The sequence below is a fragment of the Oxalicibacterium solurbis genome (assembly GCF_014635845.1).
GTDB classification, from domain to species: domain Bacteria; phylum Pseudomonadota; class Gammaproteobacteria; order Burkholderiales; family Burkholderiaceae_D; genus Oxalicibacterium; species Oxalicibacterium solurbis.
This window is the reverse complement of record NZ_BMDP01000002.1, coordinates 303585-328117: the sequence shown is the minus strand read 5'-3', so window position 1 is coordinate 328117 and position 24533 is coordinate 303585. Positions and strand designations below refer to the sequence as shown.

The 24533-nt window shown below is 59.5% G+C and carries 23 protein-coding genes; 12 read left to right on the top strand and 11 right to left on the bottom strand.

Going from position 1 to position 24533, the window contains the following annotated elements; genetic code table 11:
- The first annotated feature begins 83 nt into the window (after window positions 1-83).
- From IEV40_RS07170 to IEV40_RS07150, 5 genes are all read left to right on the top strand, one after another.
- On the top strand, window positions 84-1292 hold the full coding sequence (locus IEV40_RS07170; RefSeq protein ID WP_188420311.1) for a cation:proton antiporter: 1209 nt from the start codon (window positions 84-86) through the stop codon (window positions 1290-1292).
- Window positions 1293-1343: 51 nt separating this feature from the next.
- A complete protein-coding gene (locus IEV40_RS07165; protein ID WP_188420310.1) occupies window positions 1344-2456 on the top strand; it encodes a YbdK family carboxylate-amine ligase in 1113 nt (370 codons plus the stop codon).
- 166 nt (window positions 2457-2622) lie between these two features.
- The gene (locus tag IEV40_RS07160; protein ID WP_188420309.1) at window positions 2623-3726 is read left to right on the top strand and encodes a sigma-54 interaction domain-containing protein; all 1104 of its coding nucleotides are present in this window, start codon (window positions 2623-2625) and stop codon (window positions 3724-3726) included.
- Window positions 3727-3749: 23 nt separating this feature from the next.
- Window positions 3750-4382 (top strand): response regulator, encoded by a 633-nt coding sequence (locus tag IEV40_RS07155; RefSeq protein ID WP_188420308.1) that lies wholly within the window; start codon window positions 3750-3752, stop codon window positions 4380-4382.
- 44 nt (window positions 4383-4426) lie between these two features.
- On the top strand, window positions 4427-4855 hold the full coding sequence (locus IEV40_RS07150; RefSeq protein WP_188420307.1) for a response regulator: 429 nt from the start codon (window positions 4427-4429) through the stop codon (window positions 4853-4855).
- A gap of 134 nt (window positions 4856-4989) precedes the next feature.
- Here IEV40_RS07150 and IEV40_RS07145 read toward each other — a convergent pair whose 3' ends face one another.
- Entirely contained in the window at window positions 4990-6990 is a 2001-nt protein-coding gene (locus IEV40_RS07145) for a PAS domain-containing sensor histidine kinase (protein WP_229724007.1), read from the bottom strand.
- Window positions 6991-7743: 753 nt separating this feature from the next.
- Here IEV40_RS07145 and IEV40_RS07140 point away from each other — a divergent pair.
- From IEV40_RS07140 to IEV40_RS07130, 3 genes are all read left to right on the top strand, one after another.
- Window positions 7744-8622, top strand: coding sequence for a YihY/virulence factor BrkB family protein (locus IEV40_RS07140; RefSeq protein ID WP_229724006.1), 879 nt, complete (start codon window positions 7744-7746; stop codon window positions 8620-8622).
- A gap of 234 nt (window positions 8623-8856) precedes the next feature.
- On the top strand, window positions 8857-9075 hold the full coding sequence (locus IEV40_RS07135) for a CsbD family protein (RefSeq protein WP_188420305.1): 219 nt from the start codon (window positions 8857-8859) through the stop codon (window positions 9073-9075).
- A gap of 73 nt (window positions 9076-9148) precedes the next feature.
- On the top strand, window positions 9149-9559 hold the full coding sequence (locus tag IEV40_RS07130) for a hypothetical protein (RefSeq protein ID WP_188420304.1): 411 nt from the start codon (window positions 9149-9151) through the stop codon (window positions 9557-9559).
- Between the two features lie 223 nt (window positions 9560-9782).
- On the opposite strand, the gene fumC is transcribed toward IEV40_RS07130, so the two are convergent.
- On the bottom strand, window positions 9783-11171 hold the full coding sequence (gene fumC / locus IEV40_RS07125) for a class II fumarate hydratase (RefSeq protein WP_188420303.1): 1389 nt from the start codon (window positions 11169-11171) through the stop codon (window positions 9783-9785).
- A gap of 301 nt (window positions 11172-11472) precedes the next feature.
- Between fumC and IEV40_RS07120 the strand changes: the two genes are divergently transcribed.
- On the top strand, window positions 11473-12456 hold the full coding sequence (locus tag IEV40_RS07120; RefSeq protein WP_371870040.1) for an aliphatic sulfonate ABC transporter substrate-binding protein: 984 nt from the start codon (window positions 11473-11475) through the stop codon (window positions 12454-12456).
- Between the two features lie 35 nt (window positions 12457-12491).
- Window positions 12492-13742 (top strand): acyl-CoA dehydrogenase family protein, encoded by a 1251-nt coding sequence (locus IEV40_RS07115; protein WP_188420302.1) that lies wholly within the window; start codon window positions 12492-12494, stop codon window positions 13740-13742.
- 58 nt (window positions 13743-13800) lie between these two features.
- On the opposite strand, the gene opgC is transcribed toward IEV40_RS07115, so the two are convergent.
- Together opgC and IEV40_RS07105 are read right to left on the bottom strand one after the other, a co-directional pair.
- Window positions 13801-14925 (bottom strand): OpgC domain-containing protein, encoded by a 1125-nt coding sequence (gene opgC, locus IEV40_RS07110; RefSeq protein WP_188420301.1) that lies wholly within the window; start codon window positions 14923-14925, stop codon window positions 13801-13803.
- 163 nt (window positions 14926-15088) lie between these two features.
- Complete coding sequence (locus IEV40_RS07105; protein WP_188420300.1) at window positions 15089-15988, bottom strand: LysR family transcriptional regulator; 900 nt, start codon at window positions 15986-15988, stop codon at window positions 15089-15091.
- A 105-nt stretch (window positions 15989-16093) separates the two neighbouring features.
- Here IEV40_RS07105 and IEV40_RS07100 point away from each other — a divergent pair, with 105 nt between their 5' ends.
- Window positions 16094-16729, top strand: coding sequence for a glutathione S-transferase family protein (locus IEV40_RS07100; RefSeq protein WP_229724005.1), 636 nt, complete (start codon window positions 16094-16096; stop codon window positions 16727-16729).
- A complete protein-coding gene (locus IEV40_RS07095; protein WP_188420299.1) occupies window positions 16726-17673 on the top strand; it encodes a pyridoxamine 5'-phosphate oxidase family protein in 948 nt (315 codons plus the stop codon). The genes IEV40_RS07100 and IEV40_RS07095 overlap by 4 nt, the downstream gene beginning before the upstream one ends.
- A gap of 27 nt (window positions 17674-17700) precedes the next feature.
- On the opposite strand, the gene IEV40_RS07090 is transcribed toward IEV40_RS07095, so the two are convergent.
- The 7 genes from IEV40_RS07090 to cyoA are packed head-to-tail and all read right to left on the bottom strand — an operon-like array spanning window position 17701 to window position 24467.
- Window positions 17701-18243: a response regulator transcription factor gene (locus IEV40_RS07090; RefSeq protein WP_188420298.1), complete on the bottom strand. Its 543-nt coding sequence runs from the start codon at window positions 18241-18243 to the stop codon at window positions 17701-17703.
- Entirely contained in the window at window positions 18233-19579 is a 1347-nt protein-coding gene (locus tag IEV40_RS07085; RefSeq protein WP_188420297.1) for an ATP-binding protein, read from the bottom strand. The genes IEV40_RS07090 and IEV40_RS07085 overlap by 11 nt, the downstream gene beginning before the upstream one ends.
- Window positions 19548-20399: an SURF1 family protein gene (locus tag IEV40_RS07080; RefSeq protein WP_188420296.1), complete on the bottom strand. Its 852-nt coding sequence runs from the start codon at window positions 20397-20399 to the stop codon at window positions 19548-19550. Before IEV40_RS07080 ends, IEV40_RS07085 begins: the two co-directional genes overlap by 32 nt.
- Window positions 20396-20827 carry a cytochrome o ubiquinol oxidase subunit IV gene (cyoD, locus tag IEV40_RS07075; RefSeq protein WP_188420295.1) on the bottom strand — a complete coding sequence of 144 codons (432 nt, stop codon included), beginning with the start codon at window positions 20825-20827 and terminating at the stop codon, window positions 20396-20398. The genes IEV40_RS07080 and cyoD overlap by 4 nt, the downstream gene beginning before the upstream one ends.
- On the bottom strand, window positions 20824-21459 hold the full coding sequence (cyoC, locus tag IEV40_RS07070) for a cytochrome o ubiquinol oxidase subunit III (protein ID WP_188420294.1): 636 nt from the start codon (window positions 21457-21459) through the stop codon (window positions 20824-20826). The genes cyoD and cyoC overlap by 4 nt, the downstream gene beginning before the upstream one ends.
- Entirely contained in the window at window positions 21452-23449 is a 1998-nt protein-coding gene (gene cyoB, locus IEV40_RS07065) for a cytochrome o ubiquinol oxidase subunit I (protein WP_188420293.1), read from the bottom strand. The genes cyoC and cyoB overlap by 8 nt, the downstream gene beginning before the upstream one ends.
- A complete protein-coding gene (gene cyoA, locus IEV40_RS07060; RefSeq protein ID WP_188420292.1) occupies window positions 23439-24467 on the bottom strand; it encodes a ubiquinol oxidase subunit II in 1029 nt (342 codons plus the stop codon). Before cyoA ends, cyoB begins: the two co-directional genes overlap by 11 nt.
- Window positions 24468-24533 lie beyond the last annotated feature (66 nt).

Here is a 24533-nt window from a genome sequence, read left to right as displayed (position 1 = left end):
TGCCGCCCGGGAACATGGCGGCAGGACGTCAGATCATGCGTGCCGTCCATCGTTTGCACGCTTCTTAAACTGCCGGGAACAACATGACGCCACACAGTTTCTTTCCATCGATGCCGCATGCGCTGAACGTGCTGACCGCGACCGGCCTGCTGCTGATCGTCGGCCTGCTCGGCGCGCGCCTGCTGCGCCGCTTCTTCCCGCAACTGCCAGCGATTACCGGCTACATCCTGACCGGCCTGCTGATCGGCCCATCGGTGCTGAACCTGATCGATGCGTCATTGCTGGACGACATCAGCATACTGGTCGATCTGTCGCTCGGGCTGGTGTTGTTCGAACTCGGCCGGCGCGTCGATTACAAATGGCTGTTGCGCGAGAAAGGCCTGCTGCTCACCGGCATCGCCGTCAGCCTGCTGATGTTCGTCGCCCTGTTCCTGCTGCTGATCCAGTTCGAGATCGACAAGCTGGTCGCCTGCATGGTCGCCGCGCTCGGCATGGCGACATCGCCGGCGGTGATTCTGAACGTAGTGCGCGAAGTCAAGGCCGAAGGCCAGATGACGGAACGCATGCTCAACATCGTCGTCATCGGCAATGCGCTGGCCTTCATCGTCTTCTCGATGGGACTGGCCGCAGTACACGTCGAATACAAGGCCGGCTGGGAAAATTACATCCTGCATCCGTTGTACCTGCTGTTCGGCTCCGCACTGCTGGGCTGGATCATCAGCCGCCTGCTGGTATGGCTGGGGCAGTTTCTGGGACGTGACACGCAGGCGCAACTGATCCTGGTACTGGCGCTGATTGCCGCCACCGTCGGCATCGCCGTCATGTTCAAGCTGTCCGCGCTGATCGCACTGCTGATGTTCGGCATCGCCAGCCGCAGCCAGGATGCGCGCCACGCGATCGTCGAACCCGATTTGAGCCAGTTCAGCGGATTGTTCTACGTTGCGCTGTTCGTCTTCAGCGGCACGCAGCTGGAATGGCGCTATCTGGTCATGCTGTGGCCCGCGGCACTGGCCTTCATCGTCTTGCGCTTCGCCATTGCGCTGGCTGCCAGCACGGCGCTGGCGCAGGTAAACGGCATGACGCTGCGCAAGGGCGCGCTGCTGGGTGTGGGACTGGTGCCGCTATCCGGTTTCAATATCCTGATGGTGCAACACGCGCTCGGCGACTATCCGCAATTCGGCGCACAACTGAGCGCGCTGGTCGTCTCCATCCTCGTCATCCTCGAACTGCTCGGCCCGATCTGCACGCGCTATGCATTGACCGCTTCGGGCGAAGCAAAAAGCCAGGGATAAGACAGGCATCGGCCGCTCAAGCCGTTACCTCAAAACGCTGAAGGAAACCGCATGCTGGAATTCAACAACTCGACGCCGCTGACAATGGGCGTGGAACTCGAACTGCAGATCGTCAACCGGCGCGATTACAACCTGACGCGCGGTTCGGACGATCTGCTGCAGATCATCAACAAGACCGCGCACGGTTACGACATCAAGCCCGAGATCACCGAAAGCATGATCGAGATCGCGACGTCCGTGCATACCGATCATCACGCCATGCTGGCCGAGCTCGAGACGATGCGTACGCTGCTCGTCTCCGCTGCCAACAAGCTCAACCTCGGCCTGGCCGGCGGTGGCGCGCATCCGTTCCAGCACTGGGAAGACCAGCGCATCTACCCGACCGACCGCTATCGCCTCGTCTCCGACCTGTATGGTTATCTGGCCAAGCAGTTCACCGTCTACGGCCAGCACATCCACATCGGCTGTCCGAGCGGCGACGAGGCAATCCGGCTCTCGCACCTGCTGGCACGCACCATTCCGCACTTCATCACGCTGTCGGCATCGTCGCCGTTCTATCAAGGTGTCGATACGACGTTCCAGTCGTCGCGGCTGACCAGCATCAATGCCTTCCCGCTCTCCGGCACCATGCCTTTCCTGCCCGACTGGCAGGCGTTCAACACCTATTTCGACAAGATGTCGAAACTGGGCATCGTTGCCAGCATGAAGGATTTCTACTGGGACATCCGCCCCAAGCCGGAATACGGCACCGTCGAAATCCGCGTCTGCGATACGCCGCTGCAAATCGAAACCGCCGTCGCTCTGGGCGCCTATGCACAGACGCTCGCCAAGCATTTTTTCGATCGTCCTGAACTGCAGCCGGTACAGGACACCTACCTGACCTATACCTACAACCGCTTCCAGGCATGCCGCTTCGGCCTGAACGGTGCACTGATCGATCCGGTCGGCGGCACGCAAACCTCGATCCAGGACGACATTCTGCGCACCTTCGACATGCTGGCCGATGCCGCCGATGCGCTCGGCACCGCCGATGCGCTGGCCCGGTTGCGCCAGCGCGTGCAATCCGGACAGGGAGACGCCGGATGGTTGCGCGCCAGCTACGAAAAGAGCGGCTCGCTGAACGACGTCGTGCGCCAGCAAAGCGCCACATGGATGGGCCAATAGGCCCGACAAGTCCATTCCATGCGGCCGGACAGGTCCTGCTGTAAGCGGAATCCCACAGCAGAATCGGAAAAGCGCCGATTCTGCAATGTTTGCAAACCGATCACAATCGCTCTGTAAAAATTGCAGTACGTTCCATCGTGCTGCATTTCAACAGAGGAGAAAACCGATGTCGAACGGACTGGATATCTGCAGCAACGGCAATGTCGTCGGCCTGCCGACGCTGAGCGCGCTGCACGATGCGCAGCATAACGACACGAATGATTTTCCTGTCGGAAAACTCGCCCGCTGCGGCGACCTGTACGGTGCATCGACGCCGATGCAACATCTGTTCAAGATGATCGGCAAGGTCGCACCGACCAGCGCCAACGTGCTGATCGTCGGCGAAAGCGGTACCGGCAAGGAACTGGTCGCCAGCGTCATCCACCAGATGAGCAAGGATACGACCAGCCCCTTCGTCGCACTCAACTGCGGTGCCGTGTCGCCGCAACTGATCGAAGCCGAATTGTTCGGCCACGAACGGGGAAGCTTCACCGGCGCCATCCGCACACAGAAAGGCTGCTTCGAGCGCGCGGACGGCGGCACGCTGTTCCTCGACGAAGTCACCGAAATGCCGCTGGACATGCAGGTCAAGCTGTTGCGCGTGCTGGAAACCAATCGCTTCTACCGCATCGGCGCCGATGAAGAATCCGAAGTGAGCGTGCGCGTGGTCGCCGCCACCAACCGCGATCCGGCCGAAGCGGTCGCCGCCGGCATCCTGCGCAGCGATCTTTACTATCGCCTTGCGGTATTTCCGCTGAACCTGCCGTCGTTGCGCGAACGCAGCGACGATGTGCGGCTGCTTGCGAAACTTTTTCTCGATCAGCTGAACGAAGAGGAAGGCAGCAGCAAGACCTTCTCGCGAGCCTCGTTGCGCCTGATGAGTTCCTACGTATGGCCGGGCAATGTGCGCGAATTGAAGAACGTCGTGCATCGCGCCTTCATCCTGGCCGACCGCGAACTGGATATCGCGCAAGCCATCGGCCCGATGCGCGCGGCCCAGCCCGAATGCCAGGGCGACTGCGTCACCGTGCCGCTCGGCAGCAAGCTGGCCGAGGCCGAACAGCAGTTGATCTGCGCCACGCTGGACCACTGTGGGGGCAACAAGACGATGACAGCCGAAGTGTTGGGCGTCAGCCTGAAAACGCTTTACAATCGATTGAACGAATACCAGTCCAAACTGTTCCTGCAGGATGCAATTGCCCGCCCATACAGCATCCAGGGACGCAATTAAATCTGCTTGAGCGATTAACCATAATGATAAGAATCCTCGTAGTCGATGACCATGCAGTAGTCCGCGCAGGCGTGCAGTACTTCATCTCGCAAGTGCCGGACATGAAGATTGAAGGAGAAGCCGGCACTGCGCAGGAGGCGATCCGTCTCATCCGCGCACAGGAATTCGACATTGTCCTGCTCGACATCAACATGCCTGACAAAAGCGGCGTCGAAGTGTTGAAGCAGATCAAGCGCGAAAAGCCGGATATGCCGGTCCTGATCCTCAGCATGCATCCGGAAAGCCGGTATGCGGTGCAGATCCTGCGCAGCGGCGCCAGCGGCTACGTACAGAAGGAAGCGCTGGCCGATGAACTGGTCAATGCAATCAAGACCATTCTGCGCGGACACAAGTACATCAGCCCTGCCGTTGCCGAACTGCTGACGACAGAACTGGATGCGAACACGGAGAAACCGCTGCACGAAACGTTGTCCAAACGTGAGTACGAAATCTTCTACAAGCTGTGCCAGGGGCACGGCGTGACGAAAATCGCGGAAGATCTTTGCCTGAGCGTAAAAACGGTGAGCACCTATCGCGCACGCGTACTGCAGAAGATGAACATGGAAAACAATGCCGGCATCATTTACTACGCGATCAAGCAGAATCTGATCGACTAGCAATACCGCCCGGCATGCAAAAACGGTTTTTTGGCGGCTTGAACATGAACAAGACTACGACACATGCTGACGATCATCCGTTGCGCGTCTTCCTGGTGGAAGACTCGGTAGACGTGCGCGAACTGATGATCGAAAACCTGACGATGATTCCGGGCGTCGTCGTATCCGGCGTTTCCGAATCGGAAGGCGACGCGCTGAGCCAGCTCAATTCGCTTCCTTGTGATGTGCTGATCGTCGATATCCAGCTGAAAAAGGGAAACGGTATCAATCTGCTGCGGCAGATCGCGGAAAAGAAAAAGATCGCCAACGCACTGAAGATCATCTGCAGCAACAATGCCACCGAAGTTTTCCGCCGCGTCGGCATGCAGTATGGCGTGAATCATTTCTACGACAAGACGTCGGAATTTCCCCAGCTGTTCGAATTCCTGAAAGGTCTCAGCACCAGCAGGCAGCGATGCGAGCATCCGGCCTGAGAGTTGTAGCAGCAACGCCACCTCTCCTCTTCGACGCTCCGCCTCGACACTCCTTCCCGCCGCTCTCTGAATTTTCCCGTATTTTCATTGATACTGATGTATCTAAAAGCACGATCGTGCTTTAGGATGCGATCTCAACCTTCGCCGCTTCTTTCTACCGCTTCTTCTTCCGCGTCTTCCGTCTTTTCCGCCATATTGGCCTCGGTCTTTGGAATCGTCACGACAATCGCCGTGCCATTTCCCTGCGATCCAGCCACCTTCACCGAACCGCCCAGATACGCGGCACGTTCGCGCATGCCGCGCAGGCCGTGCGTCATCACGTTATTGAGGCGCTCTGGCGCAATACCGATACCGTTGTCGCGTATCGTCAATACGATCTCTTCATCGGTATCGTCGAGAATCACATCCACGCGCGTTGCCTGCGCGTGCTTGGCGATGTTGTTCAGCGCTTCCTGCACCATGCGGAACAGCGCGATATCCACGCGCGGCGCATAGGTCAGCGGATCGTCCGGCAAGCTGGCGTTGCAGGCCATGCCAGAATATTTTTCGAATTCCAGCGCCTGCTCCGCGATCGCCACCTTGATGCCGAACACGTCGAGCTTGTCCGGACGCAAACCGTTCTGGATGCGGCGCGTCGCATCGGTGATCGAACTCAGCAGCGCCTTGATCTTGACCGAACGCTCGGTGAATTTCGGGTCCGGCGGCATTTGCTGGAAGATCATCGACAGGTGCATGTTCAGCGCCGTCAGCGCCGAACCGAGATCGTCGTGCAGTTCGCGGGCAATCGCGCGCTTCTCTTCCTCCCGCGTGCTTTCCAGATGGCCGATCAGTTCGCTGACCTCGGCCGTGCGGGCGGCAACCAGCGCTTCCAGCTGCGTCTCGTGCGCCTTCAGCGTGTCTTCCATCCGCTTGCGTTCGGTGATGTCGGTACTGATGCCGACCAGTCCCATGATCTCGCCACGTGCATTCAGCCACGGCGCCTTGGTCGAATGCAGCGTGCGTATGCCGCTCGGGAAATTGGTCGTCGTCTCGAACACGCGCGGCCGCCCGCTCTCGATGACGCTCTGGTCTTCCAGGCTGACGCGCTCGGCATCGGTCGGATCGGGATACAGATCGGCATTGCGATAACCGATGACATTCTCGCGTTCCTTTCCGAGCAGGCGAAGCTTGGCCGGATTGGCGAAGATCATGCGGCCGGAAATATCCTTGACGAAGATCGCATCCGGCGTGCTGTCGCTGACCGCGCGCAGCAGCGCATTGCTTTCCGCCAGCGCCGCTTCGCCCTGCTGGCGGCCTTCGTATTCGCGATTCAGCAACGCCGCCGTACGGCAGAACATGATGAACAGCAGCGAACCTGCCAGCAAAATCAGCAAGGGCGAAGTCTTGTCCGCATCGTAGAAACCGCGCTGCACGCCCCATTTGACGATGAAGTCCAGAATCATCAATAGCAGCAGACTGTTCGGCAGCAGGCGGCGCAACAGCGGACCGCCGGGCGACTTGCTGTTCCACAGACTCATCAGGCGGTGCGTGGGGCGCGACGACAGGATGCCGAGCGCCAGGATCAGGAAGGCAATCGAGGTAAACGGCATCATCCCCTGTGTGGACGAGATGCCGTCGATCGAGATCACGTTGTACAGATGCCCGATCAGCGGAATGCCGGTGATGCCAACGAGGATGAAAGCGCCGTACTCGGCCGGATACTGATCGTGCTTCGTACGGTAATCCAGCGCCAGCAGACTCAAGCCGCCCAATATGAAACTCAATGCCGTCAGCGGCCGCATCGGTTCCGTATAGATGGCGAGCGCGGCTTCACTGACGCCCGGCAGCAGCGCATGCGCATCGAGGCCGAAACCGTACAGGAAAACCGTCAGCGACGGCAAGGCCCACAGTGTGGTCAGCGCGGCAAACAGGAAAGCGCCCACCGTTGCCGCCGTCTTCGCGCCGCCATGCGAAATATGAACAGCGCGCAACGCCAGCGCAACGCCAGCCAGGATGAAGGCAATGCCGACATTCGGTCGCACAGGAACCATGTCGGCCAGGCGGAAATTGAACAGCCAGTACTGTTGATGCCAGTTGGTGATGGCAATCGCACCCATCACCGCGATAAAGCAGGCGGCGAACAGCGGTGCAAACAATATGCTGCACCACGCACGATACCCTGCGCGATACCCAACGCGAGATTCCGGTGTTCGGAACATGTAATCGGACTCCATTGAGGATGAAAACGAATCGCCGGCCGGTATCTGCCCGAACGACGCGAACATCGCGTCTTGGCGGGCACCGGCATTCCATACCGCATGTCCGCCATTGTCCGCTTTTTCGTGCCGCATGCCTATTTGCCCGTCTTCTTATCACGTTGCGGCAAAAGGCATGACATGCAAAAACCGTGCAGCGCAAACAGATCTGTTTCCGTTGCGCAAAAACAAGAGAACACCGGCGGCAGCGAAACTACGATTCGCACATCAGATATTGTTGAAATGAAATGGTTCCTGTCATTACAAACAAAACCCGAATCAGAAAATCAGGTAGATCAGCACCAGTACGAACAGTGGCACGCCCAGCAGCCAGACGATGAAATATTTTCCCATCACATCCTCCTCAATCACTCAGGAAAAACCGATTGCGAAGGCCGATCTCGCCGGCCCGCCCGAAAGCTCATCCTAGCAATGCCGATCGGCACGCTCCATAGGCGGGCAACTGCATCGCACGTAGGAAAGCAGGCGAAAAACGGCGATTGCGTACAGTGGACATCGACAGCCGGCAACTTTTCGGCATCGCATCGACTCTTCTGTTGTAACAGCGCGTTTTTTCGAGACGTTCTCTCAACCGACCCGATAATTTCCATGACGGAACAATCGCCTTCCGCAAACCTTTCCATCTGGAGACGCATGCGCATCGTCGCCGTCTGCTCGGTAATGGAATGGTTTGCACAACGCGGCGGCAGCAAGGGGGCGGCAGTCGCCTTCTATACGCTGTTCTCGATGGCGCCCATCCTCGTGCTGACCATCGGTATCGTCGGCGCCATCTTCGGCCCGCAGGCCGCACGCGGCGAAATCTTCGCGCAGCTGCATAACCTCGTCGGTGCAGCAGGCGCCGAAGCGATCCAGATGCTGGTGGCGAATGCGCACAGCCCGAATGTCGGTTTTGCGCCGACGATCGTGGCGATCGGCGCTCTGCTGTTCGGCGCCACCACGATCTTCGCCGAATTGAAGGACAGCCTCGACGAAATATGGCATGTGCCGATGGCGCGGCAAGGCGGCTGGCGCAATGTATTGCGTGTGCGCCTGCTGTCGTTCGGGCTGGTCCTGGTGCTGGCCTTTCTGCTGCTGGTGTCGCTGGTGATCAGCGCGATGCTGGCGGTGCTGGAACGCTACTGGGGCGGCTTCTGGCAAGAGTCGGCCTTCATCCTGCAACCGCTATCCAATAGCGTGTCCTTCCTTGTGATCGCCTGCCTGTTTGCCGTCATCTACAAGATGCTGCCGCAGATCAAGCTGTCATGGCGCGATGTGGCGATCGGTGCGCTCGGTACGGCAGCGCTGTTCAGCCTCGGCAAGCATCTGATCGGCGTCTACCTCGGCAACAGCGGCGTGGCTAGCGGCTATGGCGCAGCAGGTTCGCTGGTGGTACTGCTGCTATGGGTTTACTACTCGGCGCAGATCTTCTTCCTCGGTGCCAGTTTCACGCGCCAATACGCATTATGGTTCGGCACGCTACGGCATGATGAAAACGCCCATGCTGCCGGCAAAAATCCCGCCGCCGGCACGTGATTTTCCGCTTGCCGCATCTTCCTGCGACCGCTTCCCCTTGTCCTTCAGGCGCCCTCTTTTTTTCTCACATGTAGTGTTTGCAATGACACGTAAATTATTTACATAAAATTAACTAATCATTTGCAAGGCATTGATTTTAAAAGCCAAAAAACCTGGCCCGCGTATTGCATAAGGAATCTGCAGGCATCTTTGCCGCATTGAAAATCCGCAGTACGACAACCAAGGAGAAGTGTCATGAATTGGGACATCATCGAAGGTAACTGGAAACAGTTCAAAGGCAACATCAAGGAGCAATGGGGCAAGCTCACCGACGACCAGTTGGACACCATTGCCGGCAAGCGCGACCAGCTTTCGGGAAAAATCCAGGAAGCCTATGGCGTCAGCAAGGATGAGGCAGAAAAACAGATTCGCTCCTTCGAGGAGCGCAATCGCGACGATAGCCGCTTCCTGTAAGCGCGCATCATCGAAAGCAATTCATCGCAATCCATCCATTCATTTTTTCCAACAACGACAAAAGGACACCATCATGAAAAAAGCTCTCTCAATGATCGTTATCGCTTCCGCCAGCTTCGGCTTCATGTCCGCATCGCATGCACAGGACAAGGCTTCATACGAAGCAACACAAAAAAGCGCAAAAGCCGAATACAAGGCAGCCCGCGAAAAATGCGACACGCTCAAGAACAACGCCAAGGATATCTGCCAGGCAGAAGCCAAGGCTGCACGCGTGAAGACGGAAGCAAATGCCGAAGCTGCCTATAAAGGCACCGACAAGGCACGCCAGAAAGCGCACAAGGACATTGCCGATGCCGACTATGAGGTCGCCCAGGAAAAATGTGACGATCTGAAGGGTAATCAAAAAGACGTCTGCGAGAAGGAAGCCAAGGCCGCCAAGGAATCCGCGATTGCCGATGCCAAGGCTGCAAATACCGGCAAATAAGCTTTGCTGAAATGATCGCCTTGTGCGATCCGACAGATGTGAAAACGGCTTCCACAACAATGTGGAAGCCGTTTTTATTTGACTGCAGTGTCATATCAGACGGGCATTTTTCGAAAAAATCTCAGTGGAATGATCGATACGGATCGTGATCGCTGCATTGCCCGCAACAACAGCCCTCATTCACCACACGACAACGTCATTCGAAACGCCAGCGACGTCCGCTTCAGCCCGGATGAATCATGTCCTTCGGCTGCACCCAGCGGTCGAAATCCTCGCCGCTGACCATGCCTAGCGCAATCGCGGTATCGCGCAGATTGCTGCCATCCTTGTGTGCCTGCTTGGCAATCTGCGCCGCCTTGTCGTAGCCGATGTGCGGCGCCAGTGCCGTCACCAGCATCAGCGAACGTGCCATCAGGTCGTCGATGCGGTCGCGATGCGCGACGATACCGTGCGCGCAATGCTCATCGAAGCTGGCGATACCGTCGGCCAGCAAACGCACGCTCTGCAGGAAATTGTGCGCCAGCAGCGGCTTGAACACATTCAATTCGAAATTGCCGGATGCGCCGCCGATGTTCAGTGCGACGTCGTTGCCGAACACCTGGCAGCACAGCATCGTCACCGCTTCGCTCTGCGTCGGGTTCACCTTGCCGGGCATGATCGAACTGCCGGGTTCGTTTTCCGGAATGCCCAACTCACCGAGGCCGGAACGCGGGCCGGATGCCAGCCAGCGCACGTCGTTGGCGATCTTCATCATCGCCGCTGCCAGCGTCTTCAGGCCGCCGTGCATCGCGACCAATGCATCGTGCGCTGCCAGCGATGCGAACTTGTTCGGCGCGCTGACGAAAGCCACGCCGGTGCGTCGCTTCAACTCCGCCGCGATGCGCACGCCGAATTCCGGATGCGCATTCAATCCCGTTCCCACCGCCGTGCCGCCGGCCGCCAGTTCACGCAGCGGCGGTTGCAGTGTCGCAATGCAGGAATGCGCATGCGCCAGCTGCGCAACGTAACCCGAGAATTCCTGTCCCAGCGTCAGCGGCGTCGCATCCTGCAGATGCGTGCGACCGATCTTGACGATGTCGGCAAATTCTTCCGACTTGGCTTGCAGCGTCGCACGCAGGCGTTCGACAGACGGCAATAGATGATTAGCCACGCCGATGGCGGCCGCGACGTAGATTGCCGTCGGAAAGATGTCGTTCGACGATTGCCCCATGTTGACGTCGTCGTTCGGATGCACGAACCGCTTCTCGCCGCGCTCGCCGCCCAGCAGTTCCGAAGCACGATTGGCCAGCACCTCGTTCATGTTCATATTGCTCTGCGTGCCGGAACCGGTCTGCCAGACCGCCAGCGGGAATTCCTGCGGATGGCGGCCGGCAATGACTTCGTCGGCGGCGGTGACGATGGCCTGCGCCTTGTCTTCCTTCAAGCGCCCGAGATCGCGATTGACGATCGCCGCAGCGCGCTTGACCTCGGCCAGCGCCGCAATCAGTTCCGGCGGCATCTTCTCGGTCGATATACGGAAGTGCATCAACGAGCGCTGCGTCTGCGCGCCCCACAAGTGATCGTTGTCGACCTCGATCTGGCCGAACGTATCGCGCTCCTTGCGTGTGGTCATGGTGTTTTCTCCTGGCATCTGCATAGCGTCATGTACTGCAGCACGGCATTGCACACGATAGCAAACATTACAACGCATTGTCCGAAACGGTGTTTTTCGCATGTGCATATGCGCAAAGCGGCTAATGCAGAAATCGCAGATGCATGCGCGAAGAGATTCGTTCCTTTCATGCAGACGGATCGGTAACCTGCCATTTCTTCCTGCATCTACTGCAGGTATCCATATCGTCACTCGCTGACGTTACGACCGTCCGTTTCGTCACCACGCTCTTCAATCAATCATTCATAACAGGGAGAATCACGTGAAGCATATCCATCAACCTCTTTCCATATTTCGACGTCGCATCGTCACCCTGCTTGTGCTGCTGCCGGCTTTGGCAATCCTGCCCTTCACCGCACAGGCGCAGGACAAGTCCGATGCCGTTCACACCGTACGCATCGGTTACCAGAAATCGTCAACGCTGATCACGATCCTGAAGACACGTGGCACGCTGGAAAAGAAACTGGCACCGCTCGGCGTCAAGGTCAGCTGGCATGAATTCGCCAGCGGCCTGCCGCTGCTGGAAGCGTTGAACGTCGGCGCGGTCGACGTCTCTGCCGACGTTGCCGACACGGTACCGGTATTCGCACTGGCCGCCGGCGCACAACTGACCTACATCGCGCAGGAATCGCCGTCGCCGAGCGCGCAGGCGATCCTCGTCAAGCCGGATTCGCCGATCAAGACCGTCGCCGATCTGAAAGGCAAACGCATCGGCTTCGCCAAGGCTGCCGGCGCGCATTACCTGCTGCTGGCCGCACTCGATCAGGCCGACCTGTCGCTGAAAGACGTGCAGCCCGCCTATCTGGCACCGGCCGACGGCCGTGCCGCATTCGAGAAGGGCGCGATCGATGCCTGGGTGATCTGGGATCCCTTCCTGTCAGCCGCGCAGCGCCAGTCGCATGCACGCATCGTGACCGACGGCCGCAATCTTGCCGATTACCAGCGTTACTACCTCGCTTCGACGCCGTTTGCGAAAGCACATCCGGAAGTCGTCAGGCTGATCGTCGATGAACTGAAGACCACCGGCAAATGGGTCAAGCAGGCGCCAGCCGACGCTGCCGCGCTGCTGTCGCCGGTCTGGGGACTGGACGCAGCCACCATCGAGCAGGCCAATGCACGCCGCAGCTACAACGTGCGCGCCGTCGTGCCGCAGCATCTGAGCGAACAGCAGAAGATCGCCGATGCCTTCCTCACCGAAGGCCTGCTGCCGAAGAAGGTGAACGCGACTGCCGTTCCACTGTTTTGATTGATGTTCTGATCCTTGCCACAAACGGAATAGAAATGGGCCAACTACCGAAACCGGGCGAACTGCTGCCGCCCGCCGCCACTTTCACGCCGCAACATCTGGCGCAACGCGATTTCGGCGGGCTGACCGATGCGGTCGAAGCGACGGCAAAGGCGCTGGCCGCCACTGCCGTCGCACGCGACCGCCAGGGCGGCACCGCATGGGAAGAACGCCAAGCACTACGCGACAGCGGTCTGCTGAAACTCGCCGTGCCGGCCACCTACGGCGGACCGGAAACGCCGTGGCCCGACATCTATCGCATCGTTCGCCGTTTCGCCGAAGTGGACAGCTCGCTCGCGCACCTGTTCGGCTTCCAGCACTTGCAGGTCGCCAGCGTCGCGCTGTTCGGCAATCCGCGGCAGAAGGAACGCCTGCTCGGCAAGACCATCAGCGAGAACTGGTTCTGGGGCAATGCGACCAACGGGCTGGATACGCGCACGACATTGACGTGGAAGAATGAAGACGGCGGCTATTACGAACTGAACGGCATCAAGTCGTTCTGCTCGGGCGCCACCGGCTCCGACATGCTAAACGTGACCGCACCCCGCTCCACCGATCCGGCCGACCGCGTGTTCCTGTCGATCCCGACCGGCCGCGTCGGTGTAAAGGTACTGGACGACTGGGACAACATGGGCCAACGCCAGACCGACAGCGGTTCGGTCACCTTCACGCAGGTGCGCGTCGAAAAGGATGAAGTGCTCGGTCCGCCGGGCACGGCCGGCACGCCGCGTGCAACGCTGCGCACGCTGGTGTCACAACTGATCCTGGTCGAGATATACATCGGCAATGCACAGGGTGCGTTGCTGAACGCATGGAAGTATGTGCATGAACAGGGCCGCCCGTGGTTTCAATCGGGCCTTGAACGTGCGAGCGACGATCCGTTCACGCAGCAGCGCTTCGGCGACCTGCGCATCGTGTTACGCGGTGCGATCGCGCTGGCCGAGGATGCGGAACAGCGATTGCAACATGCATGGAATCGCGGCGATGCGTTGACTGCACAGGAACGCGGCGAACTGGCGGTGGCGATCTTCGAAACCAAGCTCGCAGCCGCGAGTGCGGCGCTGGACATCACGTCGAAGATTTTCGAGGTGATGGGCGCACGCGCGACGGCAGCGAAGTACGGTTTCGATCGCTTCTGGCGCAACGTGCGCGTGCACACACTGCACGATTCGCTGGACTACAAGCTGAAAGACGTCGGGCTATGGGTACTGAGCGGAGAAACACCCGCCCCTTCGATCTATTCGTGATCTTTTATTCGTGATTTTTTCTCGCGGGGAAACCTTGCGCTTTCCCCGCCGATGCCACTCAGCGACGCGGCCGATTGCGCCAGCCAGCTGCAAGATACGAAACCAGATAGAGCAGCAGCACACCGCCGATCAGCAGCACGGCATCGTCCCAGTCGGTACGGTCGTCGAAGCTGTCGCCCAGTACGGCACGGATCACCAGCACGACCAGCAGATGCATGCAGAACACCGGCAGCGATGCCGCGCCCATCGATTCGAAGAAGCGCAGGCGCGGCAGCAGCGGCACGATGCGCTGGCCGAAATGCTGCAGCACGATCGCCAGCGCGAGGAAATTCACCATGCGCAGCGGCGCCAGATGCCATTTGTCGAACAGCCATCGGTTCAGCACGTCATTGCCCGGAAACGGCGCCTGCCCGACCACATGGCGCCAGACGAAGCAGATGACGACGATCGCCAGCGCCGTCCCCAGAATCTTCGGCGAGAAAGCCAGCCAGCGATCCAGTTTTCCCTGTGCATGCATGGCGCCCAGCCACAAGCCGAGCACCCACAACAGTTGCCACGCATAGGTTTCGAATGCACCGGTCTCGCGGAACGGCACGGTCAATCCGGTCACGGCAACCAGCATTGCGTACAGCCCGGCCGAAATGTCGAACTGCGCGGCAACCCACAGCAGCAGGCTGACGATAAAGATGCCGCGCCAGCCGCATCGCATGCCGTGAGCCAGCAGCCACGGGCTCAGCAGCAGCAGCAGGATGTACAGCGGAAGAATGTCCAGCAATGGCGGGTTGTAGATCAGCAGGACGCTGGCCCATAGCGCGGTCACCGGATCGTACAGATAGAAGCCGATCAGGCTTTTCAGCCCCGGCTGGCCGAACTTCAAGCCAAGTCCGGCGATGACGGTGAACAACAGCAGCAGGCAACCGACATGCCATGCATAGACAGTCAGCGTGCGGCGGAAGAAGGCGGTGCGCATCGCCGGCACGCCGTCGCGCTGCGCCTTGCGCGTATAGACCATGCCCGCCATGAAGGCCGACAGGATGACGAAGCCTTCGGCGGCGGAAACGAAACCGAAGGACTGCCCGAAAATATTGCTGTAGCGAGTCGGCAAATGAGTGGTGAACATCATCACCAGCATCAGGCCGCGCAGGGCATCCAGCTCCCAGCGGCGGGAAGTCGTATCCTTCATTCTGTCGATCGGGAAAGAGTGGAGCGATACCTGCAGGACAGCATGTTTCGTGCCTGCGATGGCAAAGCGGACGTCTGTAGAGCCTGTGCCTCAGGAAAAGTTCGTTTCAGCAACGAACTTTTATCGATCTGGAATGACGCAATGTCGTGCGGCGCAACCCACATCAGCGTTTCTGGATCACTTTCAATGCGCGCAACTGTTCGACTGCAAGATCCAGAAACGCCCGCACCTTCGGCGCCATGTGCCGCGTACCTGCAACCACAAGTTGTACCGGCAACATCTCCGGCTCGTAGCCAGGCAGTACGCGCACCATCGTGCCGGCCGCCAGATCGTCGGCCACCTGGTAAGACAATACGCGTGCCAATCCGCGCCCGGCCTTCACTGCGAGCAATGCAGCATCGATTTCGTTGACGATCAGCCGCGGCGACAGTTGCAGCGTTCGATCCCGCCCTGCATGCCGGAATCGCCACTCCATCGCCGCCAGCCGCCCCGACGTATAGATCACATCGTGTGCAGCCAGATCGTCGGGCGTCTTCGGCTTGCCGCGACGCGCCAGATATTCCGGACTTGCGACCAGCATCCGCCGCACCGAACCGACGCGGCGTGCCACCAGACTGGTATCGGCCATCGCACCGATGCGCACGGCAATATCGAGGCCTTCCTCGATCAGATCGAGATTGCGATCGCTGGTCACCATATCCACCCGCATCTCGGGATACAGGTCCAGATAGGCATTGACGATGGGTGCCACATGGCGTCGCCCGAATACGATCGGCGCCGTCAGCCGCAAAGTGCCGCGTAACGGTGCATTCGCATCTTCGTGTACGGCATCGTCGTAATCCGCGAGCACCTGTCTCGCCTGTGCCGCCAGCCGCATGCCGGCTTCCGTCGCGGCCAGATGCCGTGTCGTGCGCTCCACCAATCGCACGCCGATGCGCTGCTCCAGCGACGACAACAGGCGTGTAACGGCAGGCGCCGAACGCCGCAGCTTGCGGCTCGCACCGATCAGGCTGCCGGTATCGAGAATCGCGAGAAAGACTTCCAGCTCGTCCAGACGATCCATGATTATTCCGATAAATGAAATAGTAAATTGCAATTTTGCCTGATTTACATCGTTTTCGTAAATTCATACGATAGGAAGCGTTCAACCACCACGGAGAATTTCATCATGACCATCAAGCTCTACGGCGTTCCCCTGTCCGGCCATTGCCATCGCGTCGCCCTGCTGCTCGACATGCTGCAGCTGCCGCATGAATTCATCGAGGCCGGCGCAGACGTACGCCGTTCCGAAGCGTTCCTGAAACTCAATCCGCTGGGACAGATTCCGGTGCTGATCGACGGCGATCTGGTACTCAGCGACAGCAATGCGATCCTGACCTATCTCAGCACGCGCTATGCCGCACAAAGCCACTGGTATCCGACCGAAGCGGTCGCCGTCGCCCATGTGCAGCGCTGGCTGTCGATCGCAGCCGGTGAAGTGCGCTACGGCCCGGCGAGCGCACGCATGACGGCGCTGTGGAATGCGCCGGGTGAAGTCGATCCGACGCTTGCGGAAAAAATCGCTACGCGTTTGTTCCGCATGATGGAGAGCCATCTGGCGCAGCGCCAATGGCTGGCGACACAAAATTCCACCATCGCGGATCTGGCCTGCTATTCGTATATCGCCCACGCTTCGGAAGGCCGCCTTTCGCTGGAAGCGTATCCGGCCATTCGCGCCTGGTTGCAGCGTGTGGAATCGTTGCCGCATTTTCGTGCAATGCCGACGTCGCCCTTGCCTGCTTCCAGCGTGACTGCCGCATCATGAATACCGCGACGATCGTCCCCGTGCGCAAGGAGGTGCCATTTCACGCCGGTGAATTGCGCGCCCACGAACTCGCTGGCGGCGGCCCGCCCGGATTCGCGATACGCGACGCGATGCCGGATCAGCATCGCGACTTTTTCTCGATGCTGCAATACGTGATGCTGGCAACGACGGATGCGGATGGCGCACCTGTCGCCACCATCGTGACCGGCCCTGCGGGATTCATCGATGCACCGGATGCGCAGCTCCTGCATATCGACGAACGCGCACACTGGCAACCGGATGTGCTGGCATTGCTGCAACCCGGCAAACCGGTCGGCCTGCTCGGCATCGATCTCGGCAATCGTCGGCGCAACCGCGCAAACGGCGTCGTTCGCCGCATCGATGCGCACGGTATCGAACTGCAGGTCACGCAATCGTTCGGAAATTGTCCGAAATACATCCAGGTACGCGATGTCGAACATGCTCAGGAAAATGCGACAACCATCGGCGCAACACGCGTTGCCGATCAACTGGATGCATCGGCGTTCGACATGATTGCGCACGCCGATACCTTCTTCGTCGCCAGCGGTGTCGACATGCAGAAAACCGAAGGCGGCGTCGATGTCTCGCACAAGGGCGGCCATCCGGGCTTTGTGCGTATCGATGGCAATACGTTGACGATCCCCGATTTCGTCGGCAACCGCTATTTCAATACGCTGGGCAATTTGCTGGTGGATGATCGCGCCGCCTTGCTGTTCGTCGATTTCTCGAATGGCAACCTGCTGCATTTGCAAGGCCATGCAGAGATCGTGTGGAAGGTACCGGAAGAGGAACGCTTCGACGGGGCGGAGCGCCTGTGGCGTTTCCATGTGCAACGCATGCAGCACACGACGCATGCAATCCCGTTACGCTGGACGTTGAAGGAAGAATCGCCGGCCCTGGCGCACATCGGCCATTGGCGATGATCGGCACGGCCGATAGGCTGATGTGCGTTACTTGACGCGCTGTTTTTCCAGCTTGCGCGCCAGCGTGCGGCGATGCATGCCGAGCCGGCGTGCCGCTTCGGAGATGTTGAAATCGGTTTCCGCCAGCACCGCGTGGATACGCTCCCATTCCAGCGTCTTGATCGACGTGGAGCGATTGGTCAGTTCGACTTCCGTGTTGCCGGCGACGTGAGCAAAGGCCGCCTCGATGTCATCGGTATTGGACGGTTTCGCCAGATATTGAATGGCGCCCAATTTGATCGCTTCGACCGCCGTGTTGATGCTGGCGAAACCCGTCAGCACGACGATCAGCATCTCCGGATCGTACTGGTGCAGCATCTGTACGCAGGCCAGCCCCGAGGTATTGCCGTGCAGCTTCAGATCGACCACGGCGTAGCCGGGCGAATGTTCTTCCAGCAAGGCTGTTGCTTCATCCTGGCTGGATGCATGCAACACGCGATAGTTACGACGCTCGAACGAGCGCACCAGCGTACGCGCAAACGCTGCATCGTCTTCGATGATCAGCAGCAGGCGCGGCTCTTCAGACTGCATGGATATCGTCCTCCTCGATCGCGATCGTCGCCAGCGGCAACGTGATCTGCACCTGCGCGCCGCCCTCTTCGCGATTATGCGCGGTCACGGTACCACCCAGCGTACGCGCAACATTGACGGACAGAAACAGGCCAAGCCCACCGCCTGGCCTGCCCTTTGTCGATTGGTACGGCTTGCCGAACTGCGCCAGCATCGCCGGTGCGAAGCCCGAACCGGAATCGGTTACCGTCAGCCGCAGCAGATCGGCTTCGCATTCCGCCTTCATCGCCAGCCAGCGCGGCGATGCTTCCAGCGCGTTGTCGAGCACGTTGCAGATCATCTGTTTCAGTGCCGAATCGAAGACGACCGGCTGATCGCGTTCGATGCGGTTGTCGTAGTCGAACGCGACGACGGGACGGCTTTCGCGCCACTCGTCGGCCAGTTCGTTCAGGAAGGTATTGATCGTCGTCTTCACCGACGATTCGCCGCGCGCTTCGCCTGCCGACAGCAGAATGCCGCTGACGATGGCTTTGCAGCGCAGCACCTGCGTCTGCATCTCGCCGATTTCCTCGCGCAGTTCGGGATTGTTCGCGAACTCCGGCATGCGGCGCCAGTCGCCGAGAATCACCGACAGCGTCGACAGCGGCGTACCGAGTTCATGCGCGGCACCGGATGCCAGCAAGCCCATGCGCACGATATGTTCCTCCTCGGCTGCACGCTGGCGCAGGTCGGAGAGTTGCGCGTAGCCGGCGCGCAGATTGCGACCGATACGCGTGATGAAGAAGACCAGCAGCGCCGCGTTGATCGCGAAGCACAGCAGCGTGCCCTGCACGTACAGGCTCAGATAACTGTCGCTGTCTTGGTACGACAGCACCAGCGGCGCGGAAAACTTGGCGAGCCCGGCCAGGCACAGGCTGGTGACCCCGACGATGATCCAGGTAGACCATGCTTCCAGCAGGACCGCGCCCAGAATCACCTGCAGCAGATAAAGAAAGGCGAAAGGATTGGTGGTGCCGCCGCTCAGATACAGCTGCGCCGTCAGGATCGCGACGTCGATCAGCAGCGCGAGGAAGACTTCGTTGTTGGTGACGATGCGGCGCTCGTGCCAGCGCAACTGGCTACCGACATTGAAGGCGATCAGGCAGACCAGCACTTCCAGCATGTGGCGCACCGGTAGTTCTATACCGTAGCCCATCGTGACGACGGCGATCGTCGTGATCTGGCCGATGACGGCGATCCAGCGCAGCTGGATCAGCAGCCGCATGTTCTTGTGGCCGGCCGCAGCTTCGCCCTTGGGCGCGCTCCATGGCCCGGCTATTTTTTTTTCAGTGACTGGAATGTCGGTCGTGACTGCCATCTTCGCTGTGATCCTCGGTTCCACGATCCTGCCGATCGGCGGTGCGCCGGGCACGGCGCTCGTCGCGCGTGACCCAGAAGGCGGCGCCCGCCACCATCAAGGCTAAAGCATACCAAGTAAGCGCATAGACCAGATGGCTGTTGTGAAAACGGATGACCGTGAGGCCGCCGACCGGACGAACTGCACCATTTGCTGCCGGCGGTTCCATGCCGGCATCGGCATCGACGAAGAACGGCGCGACAGCCGTCAGGCTACGCGAAGCAGCAATCGCCGCAACATCGCGCGAATACCAGCGGTCGCCGGCAGGATCGTTGTGGCGCAGGAAACCGCCTCCCGGTTCGCTGATGCGCAGCAGCCCGCTGATCGTCACCGCGCCATCGACTGCAGCACTGCGCGCCGCATCCACATTCGGGAAGATGAAGCCGCGGTTGACCAGCACGACCGTGCCCTCCTCTGTGCGCAACGGCGTCAGCAGCCAATAGCCGGCGCCAAGCTCGGTAGAAGCCTGTACTTTTACGGAAAGTTCGGGAAGATAGACACCTGTCAGACGGACATGGCGGTATTCGTCGGATGCCGCAGTGACCTGCGGCCAGCGCTCGGGGCCGGGCGCCTGCACCGGTGCGGCATGAACGCGTGTCTCGACACGTTCGATCAACGCCAGCTTCCATTGCAGCCGGTAGATCTGCCAGGTTCCCAGTGCGAGAAACCCGGCAAACAATACAACGGCCGTCGCGACAAGCGTCAGCCGCACGGCCAGGGAACGCGGACGGCGTTCGATTTCGTGAGAAGCCGTGCCGTCGCGTTCCAGGGTGCCTGTCATGGCATGTCGGACATCGTGTGATTGCTCGGCATGTGCATTTCATGCGTCGGGTCGGACATCATGTGCGGCATCATGTTGTGGTTCAGGTGGTACATGACCCAGATCGAACCTGCCAGCATGATGACAACGACGACGATGGTGAACACCATGGCCAGCATCGACCAGCCGCCTTCGACCTTCGAGTTCATGTGCAGGAAGTAGATCATGTGCACGACCACCTGCACTGCCGCGAAGCCGAGAATGACGATGGCCGTCGTGCTCGAGTTCTCGATCACCTTGCCCATCACCAGCCAGAATGGAATCGCGGTCAGGATGACGGACAGGATGAAACCGATCGCGTAGCTTTTCAGCGTGCCGTGACTGGCGTGATCGTCGTGATGGCCGTGTCCGTGGTCATGGCCATGATCGTGGTTGTGATGCGCGCTCATGGCAGAACTCCCATCAGGTAGACAAAGGTGAAGACGCCGATCCAGATCACGTCCAGGAAGTGCCAGAACATCGACAGGCACATCAGGCGACGGTGGTTTGCCTGGCTCAGGCCGTGGCGGTTCAACTGGAACAGCAGCGTCACCAGCCAGATGGTGCCAAAAGTCACGTGCAGACCGTGGGTAGCGACCAGTGCGAAGAACGAGGTCAGGAAGCCGCTGCGCTGCGGACCTGCACCTTCATGGATCAGGTGATGGAACTCGTACAGTTCCAGCGCCAGGAAGGCCAAACCGAACAGGCCGGTGATGACCAGCCAGACCATCGTGCTCTTCAGTTTGTTGCGTTGCGATTCGAGCATCGCGAAGCCGTAGGTTATCGACGACAGCAGCAGGAAGGCGGTGTTGATCGCCACCAGCGACAGGTCGAACAGCTCGGCACCGGTGGGGCCGCCTGCATAGTTGCGGCCCAGCACGGCGTACGCCGCGAACAGGCAGGCGAACACCAGGCAGTCGCTCATCAGGTAGAGCCAGAAACCCAGCAGCGTACCTTGTTCCGGGTGATGCTCATGCACGTAGAAACGTGCGCTCGGGTCAGCGCTCATGGCGCCGGCAGATTGTGCAGTGATCTCAGACATGGCTTTCCAGCATACGGGTGCGAGCATCTTCGGTACGGACGACTTCTTCCGCCGGGATGTAGTAATCGCGGTTGTAATTGAAGGTGTGGATGATGATTGCAGCCAGCATCACGAAGAAGCCGGCACCAGCCACCAGCCACATGTGCCAGATCAGTCCGAAGCCGACCAGCGCGCTCAAGGCAGCGATGATGAAGCCGGCGCCGGTGTTCTTCGGCATGTGGATCGCGGTGAAGCCGGACAGCGGACGCTTGTAGCCCTGCTTCTTCATGTCGGCCCAGGTGTCGGTATCGTATACCCGCGGCGTGAATGCGAAGTTGTAGTCAGGCGGCGGCGACGAGGTCGACCATTCCAGCGTACGGCCGTTCCACGGATCGCCGGTCACGTCGCGCAGCTTGTCGCGGCGCAGGAAGCTGACGCCGAACTGGATGATCATCGATGCGATGCCCAGTGCGATCAGCACGGCGCCGACGGCAGCGATCTGGAACCAGATCTGCAGCGACGGATCGGTGAAGTGGCTCATGCGGCGGGTCACGCCCATCAGGCCCAGCACGTACAGCGGCATGAAGGCGAGATAGAAGCCGATCACCCAGAACCAGAACGAGCACTTGCCCCAGAACGGATCGAGCTTGTAGCCGAATGCTTTCGGGAACCAGTAGTTGATCGCGGCGAACACGCCGAACACCACACCGCCGATGATCACGTTATGGAAGTGCGCGATCAGGAACAGCGAGTTGTGCAGCACGAAGTCGGCCGGCGGCACTGCCAGCAGCACGCCCGTCATACCGCCAATCACGAAGGTGATCATGAAGGCAATGGTCCACATCATCGGCAGTTCGAAGCGGATACGGCCGCGGTACATCGTGAACAGCCAGTTGAAGATCTTCGCACCGGTCGGGATCGAGATGATCATCGTCGTGATGCCGAAGAACGAGTTCACGCTTGCGCCCGAACCCATCGTGAAGAAGTGGTGCAGCCAGACCAGGTACGACAGGATCGTGATGACGACGGTCGCGTACACCATCGAGGTGTAGCCGAACAGACGCTTGCCCGAATAGGTGGAAACGATTTCGGAGAACACGCCGAAGACCGGCAGAACCAGAATGTAGACCTCAGGGTGACCCCAGATCCAGATCAGGTTCACATACATCATGGCGTTGCCGCCCAGATCGTTCGTGAAGAAGTTGGTATCGAAAATGCGATCCAGCGACAGCATCGCCAGCACAGCGGTCAGCACCGGGAAGGCAGCGACGATCAGCACGTTGGTGCACAGTGCGGTCCAGCTGAACACCGGCATCTTCATCATGTCCATGCCCGGTGCACGCATCTTGACGATGGTCACGATCAAGTTGACACCGGACAGCAGCGTTCCCACACCGGCGACCTGCAATGCCCAGATGTAATAGTCGACGCCGACGTCGGGACTGTGCAGGATGCCGGACAACGGCGGATACGCCAGCCAGCCGGTCTTGGCAAATTCGCCGACGAACAGCGAAGCCATCACCAGCAAGGCGCCGAAGGTCGTCATCCAGAAGCTGAAGTTGTTCAGGAACGGAAACGCCACGTCGCGCGCGCCGATCTGCAGCGGCACCACGTAGTTCATCAGACCGGTGACGAACGGCATCGCCACGAAGAAGATCATGATGACGCCGTGCGCCGTGAAGATCTGGTCATAGTGGTGCGGCGGCAGAAAGCCGGCGTTGTCGCCGAACGCAACTGCCTGCTGTGCACGCATCATCAGCGCATCGGCAAAGCCGCGCAGCAGCATGACGAGACCGAGGATCATGTACATGATGCCGATCTTCTTGTGGTCGATGCTGGTGATCCAGTCGCGCCACAGCGGGCCCCACAGGCGGTACTTGGTCAGCAGGGCAAGAACCGCAATGCCGCCGACTGCCACACCGAGGAACGTGGCGATCAGGATCGGTTCATGAAGGGGAATCGCCTCCCAGCTCAGGCGACCGAAGATGAGCTTCGTCAGATCAGTTTGCATCGTTGTTCTTCAATGAATTGGAAGAAGTGCACAGTTGCGCATCGATTTGTGCAATGCGTGGTGCGGATTTGTTGTCGAGGAAGTTGCGTGCCTCGGCATCGATCTTGATGCGTTTCGCATCGTCGGACATCATCTTGTCCATGCAGACAGTGCCCTCGGCGACGCAGCGGTTGAGGATCGCGTGATACAGATCGGACGCCACGGTACCGTAGTAGGTCACCGGCTCGCGGGTGCTCGGCTTTTCCAGTTCGGTATAGACCGCGCGGTCCAGCGTTGCGCCGTTGGCCTTGGCTTCATTGACCCAGCGGTCGAAGTCGGCGATATCCATGCCGTGATACTTGAAGCGCATGTGCGAGAAGCCGGCGCCGCTGTAGTTCGCCGAGAAGCCTTCCGACTCGACCGGCTTGTTGATGACGGCGTTCAGTCGCGTTTCCATGCCCGGCATCGCGTAGATCTGGCCGGCCAGTTCAGGAATGTAGAACGAGTTCATCACCGTCGAAGCCGTGATCTCGAAACGCACCGGCACGTCGATCGGCGTCGCCAGTTCGTTCACGGTTGCGATGCCCTGCTCCGGATAGATGAACAGCCATTTCCAGTCGAGCGCGACGACCTGGATGGTCAGCGGCTTGGCGGCCGACGAAATCGGACGGTTCTCGTCGATACGGTCCAGCGGGCGATACGGATCCAGCTTGTGCGTGTAGACCCAGGTGATCAGGCCCAGCACAATGATGATCAGCAGCGGCGCGCCCCAGATGATCAGTTCCAGCTTGGTGGAATGATCCCATTCCGGATCGTATTTGGCGGAGGTATTGTTTTTCCGGTAGCGCCATGCAAAGATGATTACCAGGGCGATCACGGGAACGATGATCAGCAGCATCAGCAGCGTGGAGATCACGATGAGATTTGCCTGCTGGACGGCAATGTCGCCTGATGGATTCATTACCACCGTGTCGCATCCTGCGAGCAGTACCAGTAGTGGCAAGAGTAACAATCCGCGACGAGTTATCATGGAAATCATGCGGGTGCATTAACAGAGGTTGAAGGATCGTGCTACTGTAACGTCAATGACGCGTTTTGCCGATTG